The sequence below is a fragment of the Dysosmobacter sp. Marseille-Q4140 genome, assembly GCA_018228705.1.
GTDB lineage: Bacteria > Bacillota > Clostridia > Oscillospirales > Oscillospiraceae > Oscillibacter.
The window spans coordinates 1,214,371-1,231,326 of sequence record CP073694.1 but is presented as its reverse complement, the minus strand read 5'-3'; the positions used below and the strand labels follow the sequence as shown (position 1 = coordinate 1,231,326).

Annotated in this window: 14 protein-coding genes; 8 read left to right on the top strand and 6 right to left on the bottom strand. The window is 46.1% G+C overall.

The annotated features are described in order from the left end of the window. Positions 1 to 129: 129 nt before the first annotated feature. Complete coding sequence (locus KFE19_06230) at positions 130 to 1,428, bottom strand: DNA primase (GenBank protein ID QUO39102.1); 1,299 nt, start codon at positions 1,426 to 1,428, stop codon at positions 130 to 132. Then, positions 1,403 to 2,017 carry a DNA primase gene (locus KFE19_06225; GenBank protein QUO39101.1) on the bottom strand — a complete coding sequence of 205 codons (615 nt, stop codon included), beginning with the start codon at positions 2,015 to 2,017 and terminating at the stop codon, positions 1,403 to 1,405. Before KFE19_06225 ends, KFE19_06230 begins: the two co-directional genes overlap by 26 nt. A gap of 173 nt (positions 2,018 to 2,190) precedes the next feature. Between KFE19_06225 and KFE19_06220 the strand changes: the two genes are divergently transcribed. The 7 genes from KFE19_06220 (at position 2,191) to KFE19_06190 (ending at position 11,909) form a co-directional block, all read left to right on the top strand. Then, positions 2,191 to 3,306 (top strand): hypothetical protein, encoded by a 1,116-nt coding sequence (locus KFE19_06220; GenBank protein ID QUO39100.1) that lies wholly within the window; start codon positions 2,191 to 2,193, stop codon positions 3,304 to 3,306. Positions 3,307 to 3,338: 32 nt separating this feature from the next. Beyond that, positions 3,339 to 4,529: a hypothetical protein gene (locus KFE19_06215; GenBank protein QUO39099.1), complete on the top strand. Its 1,191-nt coding sequence runs from the start codon at positions 3,339 to 3,341 to the stop codon at positions 4,527 to 4,529. A gap of 240 nt (positions 4,530 to 4,769) precedes the next feature. Further along, on the top strand, positions 4,770 to 5,123 hold the full coding sequence (locus KFE19_06210; protein QUO39098.1) for a hypothetical protein: 354 nt from the start codon (positions 4,770 to 4,772) through the stop codon (positions 5,121 to 5,123). Then, the gene (locus KFE19_06205) at positions 5,116 to 6,780 is read left to right on the top strand and encodes a type I restriction-modification system subunit M (GenBank protein QUO39097.1); all 1,665 of its coding nucleotides are present in this window, start codon (positions 5,116 to 5,118) and stop codon (positions 6,778 to 6,780) included. Before KFE19_06210 ends, KFE19_06205 begins: the two co-directional genes overlap by 8 nt. A 3-nt stretch (positions 6,781 to 6,783) precedes the next feature. After that, positions 6,784 to 7,593, top strand: coding sequence for a hypothetical protein (locus tag KFE19_06200; GenBank protein QUO39096.1), 810 nt, complete (start codon positions 6,784 to 6,786; stop codon positions 7,591 to 7,593). Then, the gene (locus KFE19_06195) at positions 7,586 to 8,785 is read left to right on the top strand and encodes a restriction endonuclease subunit S (protein ID QUO39095.1); all 1,200 of its coding nucleotides are present in this window, start codon (positions 7,586 to 7,588) and stop codon (positions 8,783 to 8,785) included. The genes KFE19_06200 and KFE19_06195 overlap by 8 nt, the downstream gene beginning before the upstream one ends. Continuing rightward, complete coding sequence (locus KFE19_06190; GenBank protein ID QUO39094.1) at positions 8,778 to 11,909, top strand: type I restriction endonuclease subunit R; 3,132 nt, start codon at positions 8,778 to 8,780, stop codon at positions 11,907 to 11,909. Before KFE19_06195 ends, KFE19_06190 begins: the two co-directional genes overlap by 8 nt. Positions 11,910 to 12,029: 120 nt before the next feature. Here the strand turns inward: KFE19_06190 and KFE19_06185 are convergent, their stop codons facing one another. The 4 genes from KFE19_06185 to KFE19_06170 all read right to left on the bottom strand — a co-directional run bounded on the left by KFE19_06185 (position 12,030) and on the right by KFE19_06170 (position 16,027). Continuing rightward, positions 12,030 to 12,281, bottom strand: a complete 252-nt coding sequence (locus KFE19_06185) for a hypothetical protein (GenBank protein ID QUO39093.1) — start codon at positions 12,279 to 12,281, stop codon at positions 12,030 to 12,032. 219 nt (positions 12,282 to 12,500) lie between these two features. Beyond that, a complete protein-coding gene (locus tag KFE19_06180; protein ID QUO39092.1) occupies positions 12,501 to 14,009 on the bottom strand; it encodes a carbon starvation protein A in 1,509 nt (502 codons plus the stop codon). Between the two features lie 230 nt (positions 14,010 to 14,239). Next, entirely contained in the window at positions 14,240 to 14,947 is a 708-nt protein-coding gene (locus KFE19_06175) for a response regulator transcription factor (protein ID QUO39091.1), read from the bottom strand. Positions 14,948 to 14,962: 15 nt separating this feature from the next. After that, on the bottom strand, positions 14,963 to 16,027 hold the full coding sequence (locus KFE19_06170; GenBank protein QUO39090.1) for a DUF4118 domain-containing protein: 1,065 nt from the start codon (positions 16,025 to 16,027) through the stop codon (positions 14,963 to 14,965). A 242-nt stretch (positions 16,028 to 16,269) separates the two neighbouring features. On the opposite strand from KFE19_06170, the gene KFE19_06165 reads away from it, so the two are divergent. Next, complete coding sequence (locus tag KFE19_06165) at positions 16,270 to 16,845, top strand: hypothetical protein (GenBank protein ID QUO39089.1); 576 nt, start codon at positions 16,270 to 16,272, stop codon at positions 16,843 to 16,845. The last annotated feature ends 111 nt before the right edge of the window (positions 16,846 to 16,956 follow it).

Sequence of the window (16,956 nt, the reverse complement as noted above, 5' to 3'; positions counted from 1 at the left end):
ATTTTAGAGCGCCCTCTGAGCCGAACAATAAAAAATGAACTTCGATTTTTTGCGTTCGTGCGTTCCTTCGTCCCACAGGCTGCACCCGATCAGGAACGTATGAACGCACGAACAGAAGATTTTGAAGTTTCATTGCAATTCCACAGGTGAGAGCAGAACATAAATGCCCATATATCCTCGGCATCGCTTCCCACCGCCGATGTGCAGATTATTGACCGGCTCTAAATTGTAGCGTTCTGCATTTTGGCTGAGCTGATTTGCGAAGCTCTTTGGGGACAGTGGGTTTTCTGCGTTGTCCTCACACCACCGCTTATAGGCTGCATACAGATTTTTGGTGCTGGCTTCATAATCGGCCTTGAATGACACATAACCCTCAGAATCGAGAAAGTCCAGAATGTTATTAGCATCCCGAACAGCGGAAGTGATATTGTCCTTGGCTCTCTGACTGATGGTGAAGTGGTAGTGATTGACGATCAGCCTCCGCAATCCCTCCAGCATCCAGAGAAAAATCCCCTCTTTTTCGGCAATCAGTTTCTCGGCAAGAAACGGATCATCGAACCGATCCGTAGGCTTATCTTTGGTGGTCAGAATGATCTGGCGGCGAAAGAAACCGTCGCTACGGTCATGAAGTGCAGTCAATGCCCCGTTGCCGAAGCAGAGGAAACGCGCATACAGCTGCCCCTGATAGCTCTGCTCTTTCTTCCGTTCCAAATCCATTCGCAGTTCTGCTGTCACAATGGATTTTACATAGTTGGTTTTGGTCAAGGCATTCATATCCAGATCATCGTCCACCATCAGCAACTTGCCCTCCAGGTCTGCTCTGGCGAAACGGTTGTTTTCTACCTTCTGGATAGAAGTGGTGTTCATGTTTAGCCCGAAAATGGCGTTCATCACCACACCGATCCGGCTTTTGCCCTCGCCGCCTTTGCCGATCAGCATGAGCATTTTCTGACCTTTGGTGGACGGAATCAGGCAGTAGCCCAGATACTCCTGCAAGGCGGGAATGTCCTCCGGTTCCAACAGTTCCGAAAGGAAATGCAGCCATTGTTCCGGTGCGGGAGCATCTGCCCGATAAGGCACCGACAAGCGGTTGTTGCAGTATTCTTTTTCCTCTGTGAATGTACCGTCCAGAAAATAAGTGCCGTTCGCCACATGGATACGGTCACATTGCAGGGGCAACGGGTCTGTGTATGCCGCCAGCTTCAACGCCTTGACCACCTGCTCCACCGTCTGTGCGACCTTGGCATGAAGCCAGGGCGAGATTTCCTCATAAATCGTCCGCTTCAATTTGCTCTCATCCGGCAACGGTCCATCCACAGTATAAAAGCGTTCATTGATGCAGCGCATGGGATACCGGGTAAGAAAATCCCGGCAGTATTCCGGCTCAACGATTTTCCCCTTATCATCGATCCAAACAGGGTTGTTCATGGTATCGCTCCTCTCTCAGGCAGGTCTGTAATTTGCGGATAAATCCGCCTGCCGTTAGTTCACTCACAACTTCGCCTCGTTCATAGGAATCGCCTTGCAGCAGGATGTCCAGCTGATACTCTGCCCAGGGCAGCCGGTGGCAGGCTTCCACAAACCGCTCGTCCAACACATCTTCCGGCGCTTGCGGCGCATACCGTTTTTCCCAATCCAGAAGCCGCCTCCGATACTCGTTCAAAACAGAAAAGCACAGCTGCTCGTTCTCACGAAGCTGCTGTGCTTTGGTTTTGTGTTTCTTTTTCCGGCGAATGGCTTCCGGCAAAGGCTTGTCCGGCGCAAGGTGAAAGTCCGCCGCCAGTTTTCGGGCCGCATCATACAACCGAAGGTCAAACAGTTTTGCGGTCAGGTCGATTGCATCCCCGTGTTCTCCGCAGGCGAAACAGTGGTAGTGGTCATCCGATACATACAGGCTCGGATGACGGTCGTTGTGGAACGGGCACAGCGCCATGCCATGGTGGTTGACGTCGATTCCATACGCCTGCGCTGCTTCCCGTGTGTTGATACTGGCTTTCACCACTTCAAACAGATTCATACAGATTCCCTCCATTTCCTTTTTGATGGGGCAGTTTTCTCACCCCTCTGTATAGGTTATGGGGAAAATCGAAAAAAACAGGCTGATGGCATGACAAGCCGTTTTCAAAAAACATGACAAGATTTTAATTGTGTGCTATTATGAAAATAAAAAAACATGACAGGAGGGAGAAGATGGATCAGATTATCAACCATGCAGTTTTGTCGCTGGATTTCTGGCAGGACACCGTGACCTATGAGGGAAGTACCATGCCCACGGGAACCATTGGCTGCGAGGTGCTGAACATCCCGGACAGCACCATTGAGAAGCTGGATACTCCCTGCAATGTGCTGAACCAGCTACTTCAGGGGATGAACACCGGTTCCGTGGATATGGAGCTGCTGCCGCGGGTGCAGCAGGCCGCTGGCGAGATCATCTCCTTTTTGCAGGCAACGCCGCCATTCTCCCGTCTGGATCGAGGCTATTTTGAGCAAAAGCTGGCCGTCATCTTTTCCGAAGAATCTATGGAGGATGCAAAAGCCTATTTGCAGCTCACTCAGCAGGAGCAGCTGATTTGTGCTTTGACTGGTCAGCACAGCAAGGCAACCATGCTCGTCCGAATAGCGCAGGTGCTGGGGCATTTGAGTTATTCTCTTGGGCAATACAAGGAGGCCCTGACGAAATTTGCAGAGTGGTTAAATGAACCAGGCTATGACCGTACCCCGGATGGTTATGCGGCAATGTTCGGGCAGTTCTTCAAAGGTGAGCCAACTTTATCGCTGGAAAATCCATCTTGGATGACCCTGACCAATGCTTCGGTGCAGTATGTAGCCACCACTCGACCAGGAAAGACGGAGCCTCAGCTGGTCAAGCGGATGCACTATGTCTCCTTTGTGGGGATGTTCCGTTCTGATCTGTTTGAGGGGCTTTGCGTGGGCCATGCGCCCAAGAAATGTCCCATCTGCGGCAGATGGTTTCTCACCATTGACGCACGGCACACCAAATACTGCGGCGGGCTGGCCCCCGGTGACCAGCGGGGACGGACGTGCCGACAAATCGGCAATCTGAGAGGTCGGGAACAGCGGGAGCTTGCCGACGATCATCCCATTAAGGCGATTTATACCCGCCGTATGAACACCATCCTGCAAAATACCCGCCGGGGAAAGCTGGATGAAGGAACGGCAGCAGCTATGAAAAAGCTGGCAAAAGATAAGATGCTTCGTGCGCTTTCAGATCAGCGTTATGCCAGCACTGTCTATGAGCAGGAAATGACCCAAGATGCACTTTTGAAGGCCGTACAAAAGAAATAAGCAGAGAAACATCCGAAAGGTGGTGAGGGAAAATGGATACAGCGTGGACATGGGAGCTGTCCGGCTACTGTGCCAAATACAGCTTTCTGACGGAACCCAAGGGCTTAACCATGCGGGAAGTGGAACGCATCTTTCAGCTTGCCCCGGAACCGCCTGTTCTGGAAAATATGAACGACTACATCATTGAGGCTGTGCGGAGCCGTGAATTGCGCTGGTTCTCCTTTTTTCTGCACTGCTATGAAAACCGGCTTAATGGTCGTGTTCGCCGTTTCCTGCTGCGGGAGGGGCTGGATCGCTATGACCCGGAACGCTTTTTGGACTACAAAATGGGCTGTGTACTTGCCATGTTGGACTGTCTCCGGGGATATGATCCCTCACAAGGAGCAGATTTTCTGACCTATGCCCATCATTTTATCGGGAACGCCCTTTTGACCTGTCGGATGCAGGAGGAGACCGGTTCCTTTGAAAATGTGGATGAGTACAAAGCTGTGCGTGGGATTGCATGGCTCTACAATCAATCCGGTCAGTCTGAACAGGCGGCAATCCAGAAATATGCCCAGAAAAACGGTTGTACCGAGGAAACCGCAGCAAAGTTTTTGGCATTGGCCAAACAAAATCGAAGCCGTGTTCCGTTTTATCAGACCGTACAAGACGAGGACAGCGAGGAAACCGGCGAGGATGTCAGTCGGGATGACCATTGGGACTATGCGGAGATTCTATGGAACGGCATCCAGGCTGAAGCTGTCCGGGAAGCGTTTGAAAAGCTGAATTACCGGGAGCAGACACTTTTGGGAAAGCGAAACGCCATCTGTATGACTTGTGGGCGGGTCAGCCCCATCAGCACCCGGTTGACCTTTGAAGAACTGGCAATCCTCTTTGAGGGCAGCACAGCCAGCGGTGCAGAACGGGCCTATCGTAAAGCCGTGGATCATTTGACCTGTTTGCTGACAGAGGCCGGAGTCCTTCACATGATTCGCCTGAAACGAAAATCCCAGACCAAACGCAAAAAGAAAATCGCCGCCGCTATCTACCTGTATCAGGTGGACAACGACGGCGAATGGGGTGAGATTTCGTTTGATTTTGAGGCTGGAACAGTGGAGATCATCCGGTTGGCAGAGTGGGATACGACGGTAAGTAAGAAATTTGCAAGAAAAGTGATTCGATACTTTTTGAACAGTGATTCTGATAAATTATATAGAGAAACCTCTTTGATATGTGAATAGAAGCCTGTGCCCTTGCACAGGCTCTTTTCCATTATCGGGAGTTTGCTTTGTGGTTTGATAAAGTCTTTTCTGCTTTGCTTTTTGCAGGTTTGGTAGAATTTTTTTGGGGGAAAGTTTTCTACACCTTACCACTATCATACACAGCCATAATCGAAGGCTTTTCAATTGACACTTTCTTTTAAGCATGATAGTATGTTAGTATGTAAACTTACATTCTAATTTGAGAATGGTGGTGATTCTTTGATTGTTGATGATTCTATGAAATTCTGCAATTTGCTTGCACAAATGATAAAAGAAGCAAATTTATCAAATGTCAAGTTTTACACCGCACTTGGCATAAAGAAACCTTACTTTTACGATATTTTAAGCGGCAAAGTTAATCCGCCTCCTCCTGAAAGACAAATTGCAATGCTTCAGTTATTAAGGCCAAAGCCTGAACAAATAGCGTTGTTTTTTGACTTAGCTGCACAAGAGCGAAATGAAGTACCCGTTGATATTGCACAAAAGCTAAAAAATAAAGATTTGTGCAAACAATTGAGAAATGATATAGACTACGAAAAATTATTAAAGAACGGAGAAAACAAAGATGAGTGATAATAAAAGAGAACAAGAGAGAGCAGAACTTCACAATACAATTTGGGCACTTGCTAATGAACTTAGAGGCAGCGTTGATGGTTGGGATTTCAAGCAATATGTTTTAGGTATGCTATTTTATAGATACATATCTGAAAACCTTACAACTTATCTCAACAAGGGTGAATGGGATGCAGGAAATACTGATTTTGATTATGCCAAAATCAGCGATGAAGAGGCTTTAAGTATTAGAGATGATATGGTACAAGAAAAAGGCTTCTTTATTTTACCCAGCGAATTGTTCGAGAATTTATTAAACAGAATCAAAAAAGCAGATAAAGATGCAAAGGATCAAGCAGAAAAAGATGGTAAAGAAGTAGAAGTTGCCGATTTGGATGAGAACTTAAATGAAATATTGCAAACAACCTTTAAAAATATTGAAGCCTCTGCTATTGGTAGTGCGAGCGAAGAAAACTTTAAAGGTTTGTTTGACGATATAGATGTAAATAGCAATAAGCTTGGGCCAACAGTTATTAAGAGAAACAAGAGGCTTAAAAAATTAATTACCGTTATCGGAGATATGAATCTTGGTAATTATCAAGATAATTCAATCGATGCTTTTGGGGACACCTATGAGTATCTAATGGGAATGTATGCTTCTAATGCTGGCAAAAGCGGCGGCGAATTTTTCACCCCACAAGAGGTATCTGAGCTTCTGACAAAAATCTCACTTCTTGATAATAACGGTAAAATGAAAACAGAAGTAAACAAAGTATACGACCCGGCTGTGGGAAGCGGCTCGTTACTTTTGAAGTTTGCAAAAATTCTCGGTAAAGACAATGTTCGCAATGGATTTTTCGGTCAGGAAATCAACATTACAACTTATAATCTTTGTCGTATCAATATGTTCCTGCACGACATAGGTTACGATAAATTCAGCATTGAACACGGCGACACTTTGACTGATCCTAAACATTGGGATGAAGAACCGTTTGAAGCCATCGTTTCAAATCCACCCTACTCTATCAAATGGGAAGGGTCTGACAACGGAACACTGATAAACGATCCCCGGTTTTCTCCTGCCGGTGTATTGGCTCCTAAATCAAAAGCGGACTTTGCTTTTATTATGCATTGTCTGCATTGGCTTGCTACAGATGGAACAGCGGCTATTGTTTGCTTTCCCGGTATTATGTATCGTGGTGGTGCAGAACAGAAAATCAGAAAATATCTGATCGATAACAACTATATCGAATGTGTTATTCAGTTGCCTGATAATCTCTTTTACGGAACAAGTATTGCAACTTGCATTATGGTTCTTAAAAAATCAAAAGTTGACAACCAAACTTTGTTTATTGATGCCTCAAAGGAATTTATCAAATCTACCAACAGCAATAAATTGGGGGATGGAACATCAAGCAACGAGCCTAATAATATTCAGAATATATTAAACGCTTATATCAACCGAAAGACTGAAAAGCATTTTACTGCTCTTGTGAAAAAGGAAGATATTGAAAATGCAGATTACAATCTTTCGGTATCAACTTATGTAGAAAGCGAAGATACAAGAGAAGTTATCGACATAGCTGTCCTCAATGAGCAAATATCTCAAATCGTTCAGCGTGAAAATACATTGCGTGCCGAAATCGATGCGATTATAGCTGAAATTGAGGAGGCGTAATATATGAGATTATCAGATGTGCTGTCCAAACCGATAACAACAGATTATGTACAAATAGAAGGCTTTTTAGGTAGCAGAAAGCTTAAAACCGGAAATTCTAAAAAAATTGCAGTCGGTAAGGTTGCATTAAATTATTATTGTAATAATTGCGGCGATCAGCGAACATTTTATTCCGGGGAAGACTTGTTCTGCATTGGTGTAAACGAAAAGACTGTCAGCATTGACTGTGTTCTTGAATGCCCTCGTTGCGGGGCTTCTGTGCAAATGTGGTTTTTGCTTGAGTGCAGAGAAGAAGATAATATACATAGTCAATATCCCTATGTGCGTATTGTAAAAAGAAGTGAAAAATTTTCGGAAGCAGTTTCATTCAATACTGAAACATATGGCGATTTTACAATTTTCCTTGAAAAAGCAAAAAGAGCAGCAAGAGAAGGATTTGGTGCAGGTTCAATTGTATATTTAAGGACAGTATTTGAATCTGTTATCAGTCAAATTGGAGCTGCAGAAAATATTGCTCACACCTTTATCGATAAAAATGGTGTGGAGCGGCATAAAACAACGGAAAGATACTTAAAAGAAGTTGATGAAAAGCGTCATATAATTCCTTCTGAATTTTCTGCGGATGGATATAAATTATTTCGAGAATTAAGCGGTGTTGTGCATGGCAATTATAGCGAAGATGAAGCTCTGATAAAGTTTGATGCTTTTTATAGATTAGTAACTGGAGTTTTAGATAATATAAGAAACAAACAAGAGTTAATGGATGCAATGGGTACTTTAGGATGGAACACCGGAGGTGAAGAAAATGGGTAAATTAGAACAACTTATAAATGAACTTTGCCCAGAAGGTGTAGAGTGCGATTTTTTGTACACAGTGATGGATTATGAGCAACCTACAAAATATATTGTAAAAGATACTAAATACGATGACGATTTTAAAACCCCTGTATTGACAGCGGGGCAATCTTTCATTTTGGGATATACTAATGAGAGTACGGGTATATTTGAGGCGTCAACAGATAATCCGGTTATAATTTTTGATGATTTTACTACTTCTTTTCATTGGGTAAACTTTAATTTCAAGGTTAAATCTTCTGCAATGAAGATGTTAAGATTAAAAAGGGATAGGTCTCATGATGCAGATTTTAGATATATATATCATGTGATGAAAAACATACAATACGCTCCTGTAGACCATACTCGTCAGTGGATTGAAAAATATTCAAAGTTTAAAATTCCTCTTCCGCCTTTACCGGTACAAGAAGAAATCGTTCGTATACTGGATAAATTTACGGAACTCACTGCGGAACTCACTGCGGAACTCACTGCAAGAAAACAGCAGTATGAGTACTATAGAGATGATTTGTTGAGTAAAAACACCAATAAAAAGTCATTAAAACAAATAGCACTATCAAGTCGCTCTGGCGGTACTCCTTTAAAAAGTAATAAAGATTACTACGAGAATGGGACTATTCCGTGGCTTAGAACGCAAGAAGTTGTTTTTAATGAAATCAATAAGACAGATTGTTTTATCACAGAATTAGCCGTGCAAGAAACATCAGCAAAGTGGATACCTGTAAATTGCGTAATTATTGCGATTTCGGGTGCATCAGCGGGACGATGTGCTATAAATAAAATACCATTAACCACAAATCAGCACTGTTTGGCAATAGAAATTAATCCAGAAGTTGCTTTGTATAAATATGTGTTTTATTGTGTTTGTAATCAATATGACGATTTGATTGCAAAAAAAGAGGGTGCACGGGGAGACCTTAATTCTTCAAGAATTTTAGGCTTAGAAATTCCAATTCCATATCCAGGAGATAAGGAAAAATCACTTGCAGAGCAACAATGCATAGTTGATATTCTTGATCAATTTAATAAGCTTTGCTACGATATAAGCGAGGGATTACCTGCCGAAATTGAAGCAAGACAAAAACAATACGAATATTACCGAGATAAACTCTTAACCTTCAAAAAGAGGGAGGCGACGGAAAATGAATAGCTTTGAAATTGTGGCAAGTTCTAATGAAAGTACGGTGGTGGCAGAGTATACACCCGAAAAAAGAAAAAGAACTGACTATCAAAGCGAAGCAGAACTTGAACAGGATTTTATCAAGCGTCTTGTCAGCCAGGGCTATGAATACATTTCTATAAAAAGCGAACAGGACTTAATTGACAATCTCCGTGCTCAGCTTGAAAGACTGAATAACTACACCTTTTTTGATAAAGAGTGGAACGACTTTTACAACAGCGTTATTTCAAACGGCAATGATGGAATTGTAGAGAAAACCCGCAAAATACAGGAAGATTATCTGCAAAATCTCACTCTTGATAACGGTTATGTAAAAAATATCAAGCTGATAGACAAGACCAACATCCATAACAATCATTTGCAAATAATAAACCAGTATGAAGAAGACGGCGGAAAGCATGATACTCGTTATGATGTGACAATTTTGGTAAATGGATTGCCGTTGGTGCATATTGAACTTAAAAAACGAGGGAACGCAATTCGAGAAGCGTTTAACCAAATCAATCGATACCAGCGTGACAGCTTTTGGGCAGGCAGCGGATTGTATCAGTATGTACAGCTGTTTGTAATCTCCAATGGTACGCATACAAAGTATTATTCTAACACAACAAGATTTCAGCATATCAAAGATAATGCAGAGAAAAACGCAGCAAAAAAGAAAAAGACTTCTAATAGCTTTGAATTTACAAGTTATTGGGCGGATGAGAAAAACCGCACCATCCCGGACCTTGTAGACTTTACAAAAACTTTTTTTGCAAAACATACGCTGCTTAATATTTTGACTCGTTACTGTGTATTTACTTCAGAGGATTTGTTATTGGTAATGCGTCCTTATCAAATTGCGGCAACTGAAAAAATTTTAAACCGCATTATCGTTTCTACCAATCTCAAAAAAACCGGCAGAAAAGAGGCGGGCGGTTACATTTGGCATACCACCGGAAGCGGTAAGACTTTAACCAGTTTTAAAACTGCACAGCTTGCTCAAGGATTGAATTTCATTGATAAAGTATTGTTTGTTGTGGATAGAAAAGATCTTGACTATCAGACAATGAAAGAATACGACAGATTTGAAAAAGGTGCTGCCAACAGCAACACCTCTACTAAAATTCTGCAAAAACAAATGGAAGATGATAATGCAAGAATCATCATTACAACCATTCAAAAGTTAGATAAATTCATATCCAAGAACAAAGAACATGAAGTTTATAAAAAACACATTGTTATGATTTTCGATGAATGCCACCGTTCTCAGTTCGGAGATATGCACAAGTCGATTACAAAGCACTTTAAGAATTATCATATTTTCGGGTTTACGGGCACCCCTATTTTCGCCATAAACTCGAATAGTTCCAATGCTCCGAATATGCGTACCACAGCACAAGTTTTCGGAGGTGAGCCGGACGAAAACGGAAACAAAGTAAGACCACTGCACGCATACACCATTGTAGATGCTATTCACGATGGAAATGTCCTGCCTTTTAGAATCGATTATATCAACACGATCAAAAACCCTGAACTTTTATACGACAAGCAAGTAAAGGCAATTGACCGTGAAAAAGCTTTGCTTGATCCTAAAAGAGTATCTGAGATTACACAATACATTCTTGAACATTTTGAGCAGAAAACCTATCGTAATCAAAGTCGCTCCTATTATGACCATAAAGTGATTACGAATGTAGAAAAAATGGCGAAGTCCAAGAATAATACGGTATCAGAGCAAAAAACAACTGCAAAAGTAAATGGTTTTAATTCGATTTTTGCAGTCGCATCTATTCCGGCAGCAATTGCATACTACAATGAATTTAAAAAGCAAATGGAGGAAACAGGTCACAAATTAAATATTGCTACGATATTCAGTTTTAATCCAAACGAAGAAGATCCGGATGATATCTTGCAAGATGAGAATTTTGACACAAGCGGTCTTGATCAGACTTCACGGGATTTTCTTGACAGTGCGATTGATGATTATAATAAGCTGTTTAATGTTAGCTATGATACATCCGCCGATAAATTTCCCAACTATTATAAAGATGTATCATTGAGAATGAAAAATCGTGAGATTGATTTGCTGATCGTAGTCAATATGTTTCTAACGGGATTTGACGCTACTACTCTCAATACCTTATGGGTAGATAAGAATTTAAAGGATCATGGTTTGATACAAGCGTTTTCCCGTACCAATCGTATTTTAAACTCAGTTAAAACATTTGGAAACATTGTTTGTTTTAGGAACCTTGAAACAGCCACTAATAATGCCTTAGCACTTTTTGGGGATAAAAACGCAAGAGGTATGGTTATTCTAAAAACTTACAATGAGTATATGAATGGCTATGAAGATGAACACGGAAAACATATTGAAGGTTATAACGAGCTTGTAGCCAGACTGGTAAACGAATTTCCGATAAGCAGTCAAATCATCGGCGAGGATAACGAAAAAGAATTTATCAAACTGTTTGGTCGCATTTTGAAATTGAGAAATATTTTAAGGTGTTTTGATGATTTTGAAAGCGGCAGTTCTGTATCCGTTAGAGATTTACAGGATTATCAAAGCATTTATATTGACTTATATCAAGATTATGCTAAAAAAAGCGACATTGAAAAAGAACGAATCAATGATGATATTGTTTTTGAAATCGAACTTATCAAGCAGGTTGAGGTCAATATAGATTATATTTTGATGCTTGTTGCCAAATATCACGAATCAAATTGTGAGGATAAAACGATTCTTGCTAATATTAATAAATCAATAGATGCAAGTGTTGAGTTGCGCAGCAAAAAAGCTTTAATTGAGGGGTTTGTTGCCCAAATGACAGTAAAAACAGATGTTGAAAAGGATTGGAAAGACTTTGTTAAAAAGCAAAAAGAGCAGGACTTAGAAACAATCATCAAAGATGAAAAACTAAAACACGCTGAAGCTCAAAAATTTATAGAAAACTCATTCAGAGATGGTGGGATAAAAACCACAGGAACAGATCTTGATAAAATATTGCCGCCAATTTCAAGGTTTTCAGGTGGTTCAAATAGAGCTTTGAAAAAACAGACTGTCATTAATAAGCTAAAAGACTTTTTTGAAAAATATTTCGGCTTAGTATAACATATTTTATTCTACATGATGGCAAGCAACCAACCACATCCATAAAAATCTACGAATTCTCTATGTAAAAAAGCCGCCAGAAGCAGTATCTCTTGGATTCGACTCTGGCGGCTTTGCTTATCAATCGAGATCTAACTGCGGAGTCTGCGTTACGGTTCGCAGGTATTCTTCTGGATCGCCATTCAAAATCAAATCTGCATAAGACAGTGGATCGTTATAGATGAGCCAGTCCAGTTCAGACCGCTGGAAACGACTATTCGCCACCTCATCCTCAACGGCGGTACAGTTGATGGAAATCATGCTGCCGTCAGAATATCTTAGTTCAACGCAACCGGTATCCATGTTAAATTCACAGGAAAGTAATGTTTTCATAATGCTATCCTCCAATATAAACTCTGTCAACAAGAAAAACTCCCGCCCAATTCCTGTTAGGAATCAGACGGGAGTTTCGTATGCACCCGAAAACCGTCAGCTAACAGTTGATAAGTGATTTAGTTCCTTATCACTGTTAAGCCAAGTGCGGCGGGGCTTTTTGCGGCATGCTCCCGCAAACGAGAATGCGGAGAGCTGGAAAAGGGGAGATGAAGAATCTTATTTTGCCAGGACGCTGGCGCGCTTCTTGCCGTACCAGATGATAACAGCCACATACGCCACAGCGGCGACCACGCCGATCACATAGGCGGCGGTCCAGGGGATGTTGAAGCCGATCTTGGCGTTGGCAATGTAAGTAACGGTGATGAAGGTGTACCAGGCGCCGGGGATCAAAGGCACCCACACGAAGTTGCCCTTCTTGTTCTCGAACATCCAGATGGAGATGGCCAGGAAGGCGAACAGAGACAGGGTCTGGTTGGACCAGGCGAAGTAACGCCACAGGATGTTGAAGCCCTCGGCATTGGTCTTGGCGAACACCAGGATCACGGCCACCAGGGCGAAGATGATGGCGGACAGGCCCAGGCGCTTGCTGTTGCTGCTCTGGTCGATGTGCAGGGTTTCGGCCACGGTCAGGCGCAGGCCGCGCAGAGCGGTGTCGCCGGAGGTGATGGGCAGAACCACAATGCCGATCAGGGCGATGACGCCGCCCACGTTGCCCAGAATATCCTTGCAGACCGCGATAACGGTGCCGGTGGCGCCGGCGTTGGCAGCCTGGATGCCCAGGTTGTAGATGCCCATGGCGGCAGCGGCCCAAACCATGGCGATGAAGCCTTCCAGGATCATCATGTTGTAGAAGGTCATGCGGCCCTGCTTCTCGCTCTTGACCGTACGGGAGATGATGGCGGTCTGAGTGGAGTGGAAGCCGGAGAGGATGCCGCAGGCCACGGTCACGAAGAACACGGGCAGGAAGTGGCCGGTGGCGAAGTACTCACCATAGCTGAAGGGGGCGGTGCCGCCGTCAGCGGTGGTCTGGAAGGCGCTGAAAGCGACGCCCTGCCAGTCGTCCCAGATGTTCAGCAGAGGATAGCCGTGAGCGAACAGACCAATGAACACGCCCAGGGCGGAGAACATCAGGATGGCGCCGAAGATGGGATAGATGCGGCCGATGATGGCGTCGATGGGGAACACGGTGGCGATCAGGTAATAGACAAAGATAGCACCGTAGATGATCCAGGTGGTGGGATCATTGGCCAGGCCGCTGAAGTTGAAGATACCGGTGGCGGCGATGTCGCCGGGGGTGTAGATGAACACGGCGCCCACCAGCAGCAGAAGCAGGCAGACGAACACGTTGTACACGCGGTAAACACCCTTGTTGGAATACTTGCGGATCATGGAGGACATCTGGCTGCCGCCGTCACGCAGGCAGATCATGCCGGAGAAATAGTCGTGCATAGCACCGCCGATGACGTTGCCGATGGGGATGGTGATGAAGGCGATGGGCCCGAAGAGGATGCCCTGAATGGGTCCGAAGATGGGGCCGGTGCCGGCGATGTTCAGCAGGTTGATCAGGCTGTTCTTCCAGCCTCTCATGGGAACGTAGTCCACGCCGTCCTGCTTGGAATAAGCAGGAGTCTCACGGTCGTCGGGGCCAAAGACTTTTTCGCAGAACTTGCCGTAGATGGCGGCGCCTACGAACAAAATCACGAGGCCCAGGATAAATGTTGCCATAAACACACACTCCTTTTTCGCATTGTGCCTCGAAGGACGTCTCGTTTCGCCCTCCTATCACAGCATATACGATAGCAGATTTTTTGAGGAGTAGCCGTTAAGGAATGGGCAATTTAATTTAGATAGCATAAGAAATTTAATCGATTGCGTTAAGAAATTGTTAATAAGACAAAAAGCCGCCGCCACGCAAAAAGCGCGGCGGCGGAATAAAATCGGGAGCATGGAGAGCGTCATTCTCCCTCGGCCATGCGGTAGCCCACGCCCACTTCTGTAAACAGATACTCCGGCTCGGCGGGGTTTTTTTCAATCTTGCGGCGGATATTGGCCATATTGACCCGGAGGATCTGGTTGTCACCGCTGGCCCGGGGGCCCCACAACTCCTTGATGATGAAGTCGTAGGTCAGGACCTTGCCGGCATATTTGCCAAGAAGCGCCACGATCCGGAACTCGCTGAGAGTCAGATGGACGTTCTCCCCCCGAACCAGGACCTGATGCTTGTTGTAGTCAATGACCAGCTCCCCCACAGAGTAGGTACCGTTGCGGGCAATCTCATCGTTGCCGGAGGCGGTGCGGGTGTGGCGGATGGCGGTGCGGACCCGGGCCAGCAGCTCGTCGGTGCCGAAGGGCTTGGTGAGATAGTCGTCGGCGCCCAGGTCCAGGGCATCTACTTTATCCCGCTCGTGGGAGCGGGCGGAGACGACCACCACCGGAAGGCTGGACCAGGAGCGCAGCTGGCGCAGGATGTCCAGGCCGTCCATATCAGGAAGGCCCAGATCCAGAATGATCAGGTCCGGGCAGTGGGAAGAGATCATGGACAGGGCCTCTGCGCCGGTGCGGGCCTGCATGGCCTCGTAGCCGTTGGAATTGAGTACAGTGGAGATGAAATGAGAAATGCTCTTTTCATCTTCAATCACCAGAATTTTTTCCCGGATGTTCATAAGTCAGGTTCCTCCTCAGGCAAGGGGCAGACGGAAAGAGAATTCCGCGCCCTCAGACAGATTGTTGGCCTCCATGGTGCCGCCGTGGGCCCGGACGATCGCCAGGCACACGGAAAGCCCCAGGCCCATATTTCGTTTGCCGTCGCCGGCGCTGGTCTCGCTGTGCTTGAGACCGCCGTCGAACAGAGTGGGCAGAACTTTCGCGGGGATACCGCCGCCGTTGTCCCGGACGGAAAAACGAGCGTGGTCGCCGTCCAGCCGCACGGACAGGGTGATGTGTGTGGTGTGGATCCCATGAAGCGCTGCGTTTTCCAGCAGGTTGGAGAGTACCTGCTCCACCAGAATGGGGTCCATAGGCACCAGCAGCAGTTCCTCCGGTGCCCGGACCTCCACTGTGATTCCCGGGAACCGTTTGCGGAATTTCCGCACCGCTTCCCCCAGAACTTCTTCCGCTGCTTCCGGCTGCTTGGTGATATGGGCCTGAGTATCTCCCATGCGGGTAATGGACAGCAGATTTTCTACCACCCGGATCAGCCACTGGGCATCGTCCCTGGCATCCTTCAGCAGCGTCTGCTGCTCCTCCGCGGACAGACCCGGATTTTCCAGCAGAGTAGAGGTGGCCCCCACGATGGAGGTCAGAGGGGTGCGGATATCGTGGGAGACTGAGCGCAGCAGATTGGCCCGCATCTTCTCCTTTTCCCCCTCGGCCCGCAGCCGCTCCTGCTGCTTGATTTGAGTGGTCAGGGTGCTGGTGATGACCGACACTGCCAGAAAGGTCAAAAAGGTGAGGGGATAACCGGAGAGTGTGAAGTTGAAAGCCCAGTAAGGCGAGGTGAACACGTAGTTCACGCAGATGACGCCTGTCACTGAGGTGATGAGTCCATAGAGATAGCCGGAGGTCAGACGAGAGACCAGCAGCACCGCCAGAACGAAAATGGGAGAGGCGAAGCCATCGCTGGTGTCGCCCATCTGCAGCAGGATGCACAGTTCCAGGGCGCACAGCAAGATGCCGGCGGAGATCACCAGGTCCCGCCAGGAAAAGGGGAACAGCCGCGCGGAAAGGGATTTATTGGATTTCAAGGGGATGCCTCCTTGTCCGCAGCACCGGCAGAGGCGGGCTGCTTCTACGGCTTCTATCATATCAGAAAATGAGTTAAATTTCCGCTAAAAAACTTAACAAAAAGCAAGCACAGCCCTCAGCCGTTTTGACAAAGACCTAACAAAGGGGCGGAGGATTTTCGCGGCGGTTGAACGGGGAGATCCGGTATAATACCAAGTAAAGCAAAAAGCGCAAACCCAACCAAAAAAAGGGAGTGGAAGAAATGGAAAAGGCTTTGAAGGATTGTCTGCGGGAACAGGAAGAGGTGTGCTGGCAGGGCGTGCCGGTGGAATTCCCCCTGCTGGACAGCGCCAATACGCGCTCCATCCTGCTTAAATGGATCCTGACGGTGGCGATTGCCGGTGGTATCCTGATCCCCTATCTGAACAATAACCGGGAAGCGGTCAGCATGGGCTTCATCGGCCTGCTGGCGCTGGTGGTGGCGCTGATCCTGGTGTCCCCCGTGATCGAGCGGTGGAGCCTGCGGCAGCAGCGTTACTGGATCACCAATCAGCGGGCGATCCTGATGTCCCGTGACAAAAGCATCTATTACATGGAACTGGATGAGATCGACGAGTTCAAGCTGGTGACCGACATGGCTGCCGGACAGTGCCTGGTGCTGGGCGGATGCCTGTTCCCGGAGATCCACAAGCAGCTGCGCTGGCGGGCTTGCCATCCCAAGATCGATATGCAGAGCACGGGCCAGGGCGGCGCCATGGGCCTGGTGTTTTACAGCGTCAGCAACGCCGATGCCGCCGCTGCCCTGCTGGAAAAGAGCACCGGCAGAGCGGCCGCTTAAAAATGAGATCAGACACGCAGAAGTCCCGCGGGAGATTCCCGCGGGACTTTTTTTGCGCAAAAATCAAAAAGAGTTGCACGCCGGCGTGCAACTTTTTGGCTTGTGCGGCCC